Source organism: Psychrobacillus sp. NPDC093180 (assembly GCF_044754065.1).
Classification (GTDB): Bacteria; Bacillota; Bacilli; order Bacillales_A; family Planococcaceae; genus Psychrobacillus.
Window position 1 is genome coordinate 60703 of record NZ_JBIVOJ010000019.1, and the last position, 10103, is coordinate 70805.

Annotated in this window: 8 protein-coding genes; all 8 read right to left on the bottom strand. The window is 38.0% G+C overall.

Annotated features, from left to right (window positions below):
• Nucleotides 1-437: 437 nt before the first annotated feature.
• A complete protein-coding gene (locus ACIP9W_RS21045; protein ID WP_400793112.1) occupies nt 438-1682 on the bottom strand; it encodes a hypothetical protein in 1245 nt (414 codons plus the stop codon).
• Nucleotides 1672-2211 (bottom strand): RNA polymerase sigma factor SigX, encoded by a 540-nt coding sequence (gene sigX / locus ACIP9W_RS21050; RefSeq protein WP_282243920.1) that lies wholly within the window; start codon nt 2209-2211, stop codon nt 1672-1674. Before sigX ends, ACIP9W_RS21045 begins: the two co-directional genes overlap by 11 nt.
• Before the next feature lie 52 nt (nt 2212-2263).
• Nucleotides 2264-4042 carry an ATP-binding protein gene (locus ACIP9W_RS21055; protein ID WP_400793119.1) on the bottom strand — a complete coding sequence of 593 codons (1779 nt, stop codon included), beginning with the start codon at nt 4040-4042 and terminating at the stop codon, nt 2264-2266.
• Nucleotides 4035-4751, bottom strand: a complete 717-nt coding sequence (locus ACIP9W_RS21060) for a response regulator transcription factor (RefSeq protein WP_282243921.1) — start codon at nt 4749-4751, stop codon at nt 4035-4037. Before ACIP9W_RS21060 ends, ACIP9W_RS21055 begins: the two co-directional genes overlap by 8 nt.
• A gap of 170 nt (nt 4752-4921) precedes the next feature.
• Nucleotides 4922-6100 carry a c-type cytochrome biogenesis protein CcsB gene (ccsB, locus tag ACIP9W_RS21065; protein WP_400793114.1) on the bottom strand — a complete coding sequence of 393 codons (1179 nt, stop codon included), beginning with the start codon at nt 6098-6100 and terminating at the stop codon, nt 4922-4924.
• A gap of 2 nt (nt 6101-6102) precedes the next feature.
• Nucleotides 6103-7752, bottom strand: a complete 1650-nt coding sequence (resB, locus tag ACIP9W_RS21070) for a cytochrome c biogenesis protein ResB (protein WP_400793116.1) — start codon at nt 7750-7752, stop codon at nt 6103-6105.
• Nucleotides 7753-7765: 13 nt separating this feature from the next.
• Nucleotides 7766-8302: a thiol-disulfide oxidoreductase ResA gene (resA, locus tag ACIP9W_RS21075; RefSeq protein WP_400793121.1), complete on the bottom strand. Its 537-nt coding sequence runs from the start codon at nt 8300-8302 to the stop codon at nt 7766-7768.
• Nucleotides 8303-8400: 98 nt separating this feature from the next.
• Nucleotides 8401-9135: a pseudouridine synthase gene (locus ACIP9W_RS21080; RefSeq protein ID WP_142537244.1), complete on the bottom strand. Its 735-nt coding sequence runs from the start codon at nt 9133-9135 to the stop codon at nt 8401-8403.
• Nucleotides 9136-10103: the final 968 nt, after the last annotated feature.

The window sequence follows — 10103 nt, forward strand, 5'->3', positions numbered from 1 at the left end:
ATTACTGGATAAATAAGCAGCAATATGTTGACTATTTGGGTTACTATGCGGTATAAGCGGCGTCCCACCCCAAGTACACTTGCTATTCTAAGAATTGGTTGCTTTCATTCGCAATTTAATTGCTTCTCTTTGTAATTTGGTTGCTCTCCTGCTGATTTGGTTGCTTTCCGATTAGAATTGATTGCTTTCAATGATAATTGGTTGCCCTTAACCAATAACTGGATAAATGAGAAGCGAAACACTTCCTATTCAGGGTATACTACTTAGCAATGATCACCGTCTCCATGACTGATTAGTCGCCCTTAGCCATTTATTGGATTTACACGGTCGTAAAATTATATAAATTGATCCTATATCTCTTTTTCAAAAATTCATAAGCACCAAAAAATGCGAGGAAGAAATGACTAGGTCATCCCTTCCACGCATTCAAAACAAAATTATTCACTAACAATAAACCCATTCGGTCCAAGCGGAACTGGTAAAGGTTTCGTTAAATCGAATTCTGCCCACTGCTGCTGTACTACATTTTCAAGCATTACTTCTTCACCGAAGCTTGCAGCTGTTAGAGCAAATGCTTCGATTAACCTCGTTGTTGCAAACGGATCTAACGCTTCTAAATCAAGTCGTTCATCAAAGCGCACGACTGGTATACCATTCTGCTCCGAATATGTGTATGAAACATCGGAAGGAATAACCGATGTATAAAAATCATTTTCTACATCTTTCATTGCCAGCATCGCTTCAGAAAGCGAGTTATACGCATTTCCAAAACTAGGAGTCAAATAATCCTCGCCGTTACTTGCATGATAGATATAATAATTGTAGTGACCTGAAGAACCAGGTAACTTCCTCGGCTCCTTTATCTCACCGGCTTGATCCCATACTATTGTCGTACCTTCTTCATTTACGGGTAAAATTGAATCAAAATCAGTAAATATTTCATTCAATGATTGTTCATAGGTTGTCGTAGACCCTGATGCTCTATCGTATCCGTGGTCCTTAGGTAAATAATGCTTTAACACATTTCCTTCCGCTACGAAATACCCTTTAAACGGATGATATTCCATAAATCCCATTGCTTCTTCATCAATCTGAGCTGCATAACGTTCATACAACTGCAAACTAGTTGGTGTCCTATCTGGGAAATCTGTTTCCATACGTTCTTTTGGAATAATGATTGATATAGGAACAGTTAATGCATTCTCTACTAATGAAAAATGAAAAACGGTACCTCCATTTAAACTATCTTCATAAACAGAAGTTGTTTTATGGAGTGGGATCAACTCTATAGGAGTATCCAGCATCTTCGTCATGGCCGTCATTTCATTTGCCTGTTCGACCGTTGTTTCGTCCTCTGTTACGGTTGTACTTTCTTCTTTTGCGTCCATAGATCGTAACTTTTCTGATGATTCAGTGCTGTCGTTGGACATCGATTTTTCTTCTTGGTTCGTATAGGAAGAAACAAGGAATGTTAAGAGGAAAATCGCTGCAACGGAAACGACAAAAGGCATCCATTTTGAAAATGACATGACTATTGTTTTTCTTTTTTCTTCTTTGACTTGAGCTTCTATTTCCATTTTTACCCGATTATACACCTCTTCTTTGGAACGATGATCTGTAAATTTGGGCATATTTTGTAGAAGCTCATCAATTGATGACTCTTCTTTTTTTCTATCGCTCATGATGAACTGTACCCTCCTTTTCTTGCACAGATAATCGTTCTCGAAGTGCTTTGATCGCACGATGTTGCGTTGTCTTCACTTTCCCTTCTGTCCAACTTAATACTTGTGCTGTTTCTGCTATGGAAAGCTCTTGAAAATAACGCATAATGATGACCATTTTTTGATCACCTGTGCAATCGTCAAGAGCTACGAGTAATGCTTTCATTTCATCGTTAAGCTGAACTGAATCCTCTGGTAGCATTTCGTTTGATGTGAGCTGCATTGTCTCCCAATCAAATGATTCAAATAATCTTTTCTTGCGCACTGCTTGTTTCCTAAAATGATCAATCGCCACATTTTTAGCGATGGAAAATAACCAAGTTTTTTCTGAACTCTTTCCTTCGAATTTACTATAAGCCCTTATTACCCGTACATATACTTCTTGGACCAAGTCTTCCGCAGTTTGCCTATTTTTCACCAAATAAATAAGAAACTGAAAAACGTCTTGATGATAACTATCATACAAGCGGTGGAAAACGGAGTCATTCATAAGCTCCCCCCGTTCTTCTAATTAGTCGTTTCATGTACCGTTTTGTTTCACATTATTCGCTTAAAGGTAATTTAATAATGAATGTTGTTCCTACCTCAACTTCACTTTCTACGGATAAACTACCGTCATGCCGTTCGACAATATTTTTGGCAATTGCAAGTCCAAGACCTGTTCCACTTTTCCCTCTAGTTCTCGCTTTATCCGCTTTATAAAAACGTTCGAACACATATGGTAAATCTTCTTTTGGAATCCCATATCCAGTGTCTTTTACTTGAATTACTATATGCCCGGCTATTTTAGATAAGTTTACCGTCACTGAGCCGTCCTTAGGCGTATGTCGAAGGGCATTATCGATTAAATTAGTAAGTACTTGTTCCATTCGATCCTCATCCAGTTGCAAATGAATACTCTCTGATAATGTATGCTCAAAATATAGACCGATATTTTTTTCTTTAGCAATTTGATCAAATTTTTGCGTAATACGCTCAATTGTTGGCACGACAGAAACGTCTTCCTTATATATGCTTAGGTAACCCGATTCTAAACGTGCTAAATCTAGTAATTCTGTTACTAATCTTCCCATTCGTTTAGATTCGTCATAAATAACGCGAATCATTTCATTTTGTTCTTCTACGGTTGTCACTACGTCATCAATAATCGCTTCACTATACCCTTGAAGCATCGAAATAGGTGTTCTTAGCTCGTGGGAAACATTTGCGATAAAGTCTGAACGCATTTTATCTAAACGGTGCTGCTCAGTCATATCTCGCAGAACAACAACTGCACCGCGGACCGCTTCTTTACTGTAAAGAAGGCTGATAGAAACGGAAAAATAGGAGCCTTTTATTTCTAATTCTTCATCAATCTCTTCTTCTAAATGAAATACATGGTCAAGTAAGTGGTATAACTCTGCTGGTAAATTAGAGTTGTCTGCTGTTTCATTGTTTGCATACCACTTTTGAATCAGCTGATCGGCTTGTGGATTACTAACAAGAATGGTCAAATCTTTATTAAATGTGATAACCGCATCTGTCATAGACGTAAGAATACTTGAAAGCTGTTCTTTTTCCTGGCTGATCACTTCTACGTGGTGTTTTAGCTGACTTCCCATTCGGTTAAACGCAGAACTCAGCTCACCAATTTCATCCCTTTGTACATAAGTAACTTTCGTTTCGAAATTTCCTTTTGCAAGCTCGGATGCTGCTTCTCGCATCGATCGAAGGGGAGCGGTAATTCTGGAAGATAAAAAGAATGAGAACATGGTCGTAAGTAATAATGCGATGAATCCAGATAAAAAGACAATGCGCGTAGTATGATTGGAAGTCTTATTAACTACTTCTAAGCTTTGATAAATAAAGACCGCACCGTGTATTTCCTTATCGGATTCTAAAGGAGAGGCAAGGATAATATAGTTCTCCATTCGATCTTCCTCGGACATGGAAGGCATAAGCATCTTTTTAATAATCGTGTTATTTGCTGTATAGATATTCGCTAGGTCTTCATCTTTTAATAATTTTTCTTGAAAAACCTCTTTGTTTAAACCTTCATGTACCGATAAAAATACAGACTCCGGATTTCGTACGATTAAAGCACTTGTTTCTGCTCCAAGAATATTTTGAATAATTTGCATGGAGTCTTCTATTTGATCGTATTGCTGCACTATTTTCCCTATTGTTGCAGCTTCCTGTCTAAGCGACTCCTCCGCTTGTTCTGTATGAAAATTTTCCAAAAACTCTAACATTAAGACAGTGACGATAAACAGCACAAATAAGACGAGAAGCAATATGGTTAACCATAGCTTCCCGACAACACTATTCCAAATTCTATTCATTGATAACTTCAAACTTGTAGCCTACCCCCCACACAGTCACAATCATCTTCGCAGACTTTTCAGATACTCTATTTAACTTTTCGCGTAATCGTTTTACATGTGTGTCGACCGTTCTTAAATCACCAAAGAAATCATAATGCCATACCTCTTTTAATAACTGCTCTCGATCAAATACTTTATCAGGCGCCTTTGCTAAGAAGTATAGTAGTTCATATTCTTTTGGTGTTAAACTCACTTCCACACCATCAGCAGTAACACGATGTGCATCATGATCGATTGTAAGATGCGGGAATACCACGATATCTTTTGATGTGGACAGGCCTTGTACAGGTGAAAGTGCAGCTGATCGTTTTAAAAGTGCCTTCACACGGAGCACCACTTCTCTTGGGCTAAAAGGTTTCACTATATAGTCGTCTGCTCCCAGTTCAAAGCCTTCTACACGGTTAGCCTCTTCCCCTTTTGCTGTTAACAAAATGATAGGAGTTTCTTTATGTGTGCGTAACTCCGTCATCGTTTCAATCCCGTCTTTTTCGGGCATCATAATATCTAATAGGATGCAATTATAATCATATTCTAGTGCAAGTTGTAGAGCGACTTCTCCATTCTCTGCTTCTTCTACTTCATAGCCTTCTCTTTCTAAATACATTTTCAATAAACGACGGATTCTTTCCTCATCGTCCACTACTAATAGTTTAATCATTTCAGACATAATATCAGACCCTTCTATCAACTTCTAATCTATATTGTACAATTAGTATCACCAAATGGAAAGAAAAGCCCTTACCTCTTTAATGGGAGATAAGAGCTTTTCAATTAGTTTAGCTTTCTCACATAGTTTACTGACCATACTTTACTTCCATAGGTACTTACGCTTTCTTATTAAGCGTATGAATGTAGTCCAGCAATAATCAGGTTAACCGCTACTAAGTTAAACATGATGATGATAAACCCGATTAATGCCAACCATGCAGATTTCTTGCCTTCCCACCCTTTTGATAAACGAAGGTGAAGGAATGCTGCATAGAATAGCCAAGTAATAAGCGCCCAAACTTCCTTTGGATCCCAGCCCCAAAATCTAGACCAAGCTTCATGTGCCCATATCATCGCAAAAATAAGTGCTCCTAGAGTGAAAACAGGGAAACCGATCAATACCGAACGATAACCGATTTCATCCATAAATTGAGAGTTCGCTTTTTTCGTAAATGGTTGTAAAACAGCTGCAATTCGTTTTCTCAAGATTAAACGAAGCAAGATATATAATATCGTTCCGAAGATAACAGACCATGTTACGACTGTCAGTTTTTTCGCATTTACTAGAGGCGGCATCTCCATTAACGGCTGCATTCTATTTTCAGTAATAGCTTCCGACTCATTCATCCCAAAAATCGGTGGCATATGATATTCCATTTTTAATACTTGTTCTTCTTTATTTACATAGTTAAATTCTGCTTTATAACCTGCTAATGTGAAAGAAGTTGTAGCGACTATAAAACCTAATACTAATACAACTACAAACATGACAGCTTCGATCCAAAAACGTTGCTTTGACTTTTTAGTCATATCAATATTTTTAAGCAAGTAGATGAGACCTGCCACCGCACTAATCGCTAATATTGCTTCTCCGAGTGCCGCAGTTATAACGTGAACCGTTAACCAATAGCTTTTAAGCGCCGGTATTAATGGCGTAATTTCTTTTGGAAACATACTCGCATAACCAATGATGATGATAGCAATCGGCAATGCAAAAAGTCCAAGTGCTGTAATTCTATAAATAAAGTAAATTAAAATAAACGCACCAACAACCAACATTCCAAAAGCGGTTGTAAACTCAAACAAGTTACTGACAGGAGCATGTCCAGCTGCTATCCAACGAGTGATAAAGTAACCAATATTGGATAAAAATCCGATAATTGTAACAGTAATGGCTAATTTACCCCAGCGTTCATAAGATTTCGAAGCTTTAGAGCTCGAACTCTTTACAGCGCCTCCAAATAAAAAGGTTGCTACTAAATACGCAACGAACGCAATAAATAATAAAGTACTACTTACTTCTACCATTATTAAACCCCTTCCTCTTTCTCCGCTTTAGAATCCTCATCTTGTTGATCTTCGTATTTCGGAAGATTTGCAACTTCAGAAACTGCATCCATATCTTTCTTGATGCTGAGCCAGTTTTTATTCGTATGCGCTGCAACTACGACTTGCCCATCCTCTAATTGCTGTATCCAAATACGTCGATGATTCCAATACGACCCTTGCGCTACCCCAATCATGAAGATAAGACCGCCAAGCATAAGAATAGGAAGTGTTAAATCTTTACGAACAGTTAAACCAGAAACGTCTCTAGTTTCGACACTTTGGAAAGCAAGTTTATGTTGATTTTCTCCAAGCGGTTCCAGCGTTTCTTTAATCATTACAAAGCTTGTTTCTCCTTTTGGAAACTCCGGAGTATACATTTTCACTAGAAATGCTGGATTGTTAGGAAGCGGTGATTGAGATTGCGGCACCCCATCTTCAAATCCAGTAAAATCTGCGTAGTAATCTAAAATTTCCACTTTGGCGTCATCTGATAATTCATAGACCGGTTTTGGATCCGCCAAATTAATCGTAAACTCACCAAAACTTTCGGCTGTTTCTTTATCTTGCAGTTGGAATGTCATAGATGCCAATTCATCTAAGCGAAAATCCATTTGGAAAACAGAAAAATTGTCAAACTTCAGCGGTTTATTCACTTGAATAGCCGCTTCTTTTTCAAAAGTTAAATCATCTAAATGGCCAGCAACTGCTCCTTCTGGTCCTTTATGTAATACGACGTTTGTTTGATAATTTTTAGCAATCGTTCCAACACGATCAATAGCATCTCCAAATACTTCTTCCGATTCTTCCTTTGAATATGTTTCATAGATAAATTCTTTACTTTCTAAGAAATAACCTTCCGTTTTTGGAATATATAGCGTTTCTCCTTCACGTAACCACATCGTCTCATCGACATAAAAACCTGGTAACGCACGAAGCATGACACCAAATAAGAACAAAATAAGACCTAAATGATTAATATAAGGACCCCAACGAGAGAAGCGACCTCTTTCAGCGAGTAACGCATTACCTTCGCGTTTCACGTTATAACGCATAGTCTTTAGCTTTTCTTCCGCTTTTTTAATAGATTCTTCCCCATTTTCGATGTTTCCAATCCCATAAATGCGTTGACGTTTCAAAAAGCTAAAATGCCTCTTCGTTTTTTGTTTCTTGAGGGATTTATAAAGTGGAATAACCCGATCTAGACTCGCGATGATCAAGGAAATCCCGAGCATCCCAATAAGCCCTTGGAACCACCAAGAACTATATAAGTCCGACAATCCTAACTTATAATATAGTGTTCCAAATGTGCCGTAAATTCGCTCATAGTAAGCAGCTATATCTTCTTCTGTTGTCGCCGGAACGTAAAAAACCTGCGGAAGGATGGTTCCAATTGATGCAGCAACAAGAATAAGGACAATTAGCCACACACCAACTTTGACACTCGAAAAGAAGTTCCATACCTTATCTATAATCGTTTTATTGTATGTTTGGGAACGTCTTGCTGAGCCTTCATAACGCATATCTACTAATTTCTTCTCTGCTGTCTCTTTATTTAATGGTCGTCCACAGCTTTCACATAACAATGTCCCAGCCGGGTTCACATTACCACATGTACAAACTATCTTGTCCATCTATAAAACTCCTTTAGGATGGTTTAATTTGCTCCATAAAATCTGCAATATCTTGCTCCGTCATTTCCCCTTTTATGATTTTTTCAATCCGGCCATCCGGATTTATCAAAAAAGTAGTTGGTAAAGGGGCAATATTATAAGACTGCATTACACTCTTATTTTGGTCTATTGCAATAGGAAACGTTAAACCATGACTATTTTTAAAGCTATTCACCTTTAATTGGGACTCTCCGATGTTAATAGCTAGTGTTTGAACACCTTGATCTTTATAGACATGATATTGGTTGTCCATTGCGGGCATTTCCGTTGCACATGGTTTACACCAAGTACCCCAAAAGTTTAAGAAAACGCCTTCACCTTTGTAGTCAGAAAGTCGATGTTCGTTCCCTTCCAAATCCACCAAAGCAAAATCAGGTGCTTTGTCCCCTTCACGAAGGACAGCATTTTTTTCTTTCGTTACGTTTGAGTATATTGTAAAGACGATGGCTATCGTCAGTACTGCTAAAACAGCAGTTCGAATATAAAATCTTTTCTTTTTAGATTGCGCCATCATTGCTCCTCCATTCCTAAGCATCGTCGACATATATTATACCAAAATATACATTTTAAAATGGACCGACATTTGAATGGTTTGTGAACATTCAAGTATTAGTTACCTATTTTTCCAGTTTCAGCTAAAACGCGTAATTGCTTAATTTCATGCGTTGTTAGCTCTCTCCATTCACCGGCATTTAAACCATGTAATGTTAAAAACCCAAATCGTTCCCGTTTTAACTTTTGGACTGGAAAACCGATTGCATCGAACATACGACGAACTTGTCTATTTTTACCTTCATGAATCGTTATTTCGACAATCGCTTTATTTGTTTTTCGCTCACTCGATAATAATTTAACTCGTGCAGGTGCAGTCTTTCCATCTTCTAATACTACTCCACGTTCCAATGGTCTTAATTGTTCTTTTAATGGAATTCCTTTTACTCTTGCGACATAGGTTTTGTCTACTTTAAATTTAGGATGCGTTAGAGCATACGAAAAGTCTCCGTCATTTGTTAGGAGTAGCAATCCAGATGTTTCATAATCTAATCTTCCGACCGGATATAGTCGCTCTTTTACATGTGGCAATAAATCAGTAACCGTTTTTCTGCCTTTATCATCTGTAACTGCAGAAATAACGCCTCTTGGTTTATAAAGTAAGTAGTATACTTTTTGTTCTTTTTCGAGTTTGACTCCTTCTACTTCTACTGTATCCGAATTCGAAACTTTTGTGCCAAGCTCTGTCACAACTTTCCCATTCACTTTTACTTTTCCTTGGAGAATCAATTCTTCTGCTTTTCTTCTAGAAGCGACACCTGCGTGTGCTAATACTTTTTGTAGTCTTTCCAATTCTTTCACCTCGTCCAATCTTTCCATACATATGAGTGAATTATGTCACACTTTTAGACAAAATAAAAGAAGACAGTCTTTTAGAAAAACTGTCTTCCATATTGATCCAATATAGAGAGTGTTATACACAATGCCGGTTTCCCAATCGCCTACATCCAATAAATGGCTAAGAGCAACCAATTGGGTATTGAAAGCAACCAGTTTTAGTCTGAAAGCAATCAGTTCAGCACGAGAGCAACCAAATTACTCATGAAAGCAACCAACTCCTTATAACAGCAAGTTTACTTGGGATGAGACGATAAATAAGCGACGGATTATCCGATATTACATTGCAAATCGCTTACTTATCCATACCGATCCACTGAGGAATGGATATTTAATCTGGTTCCCCCCTCTCGTACATCCAGTAAATGGCTAAGAGCAACCAGATTACTCATGAAAGCAACCAACTCTGTATAACAGCAAGTTTACTTGGGGTGAGACGATAAATAAGCGACGTATTATCCGATATTACATTGCAAATCGCTTACCTATCAATACCGTTCCACTGAGGAATGAATATTTAATCCGGTTCCCCCTCTTGTACATCCAGTAAATGTCTAAGAGCAACTAAATCAACATGTGAGCAACCAATTGGGTATTGAAAGCAACCAGTTTTAGTCTGAAAGCAACCAGTTCAGCACGAGAGCAACTAAATTACTTATGAAAGCAACCAACTCCTTCAAATACCAAGTTTACTTGAGCTGAGATAAAGACGTTTCTGACTCATTTTCTTAATCGTTGCGCAAATGCCCCCGAATGTTGCGCATATGGACATTAACGTTGCAAGTAACCTCTGCTAAGTTGCTCTTTTATGAATGGACATATGTGATCACAATAGAGTAGGCGCATGAAAATTAATTCATGCGCCTCTCGCAGATCCGTACGTGCGGGTCATCGCATACGGCTCCTCCATGCTTATCCCCTTT

Bases quoted from the DNA above. Each gene is read 5' to 3' on its own strand.
- ACIP9W_RS21055 (WP_400793119.1), bottom strand. From the start codon at position 4,042: ATGAATAGAATTTGGAATAGTGTTGTCGGGAAGCTATGGTTAACCATA.
- resA (WP_400793121.1), bottom strand. From the start codon at position 8,302: ATGGCGCAATCTAAAAAGAAAAGATTTTATATTCGAACTGCTGTTTTA.
- ACIP9W_RS21045 (WP_400793112.1), bottom strand. From the start codon at position 1,682: ATGAGCGATAGAAAAAAAGAAGAGTCATCAATTGATGAGCTTCTACAA.
- ccsB (WP_400793114.1), bottom strand. From the start codon at position 6,100: ATGGTAGAAGTAAGTAGTACTTTATTATTTATTGCGTTCGTTGCGTAT.
- sigX (WP_282243920.1), bottom strand. From the start codon at position 2,211: ATGAATGACTCCGTTTTCCACCGCTTGTATGATAGTTATCATCAAGAC.
- resB (WP_400793116.1), bottom strand. From the start codon at position 7,752: ATGGACAAGATAGTTTGTACATGTGGTAATGTGAACCCGGCTGGGACA.
- ACIP9W_RS21060 (WP_282243921.1), bottom strand. From the start codon at position 4,751: ATGTCTGAAATGATTAAACTATTAGTAGTGGACGATGAGGAAAGAATC.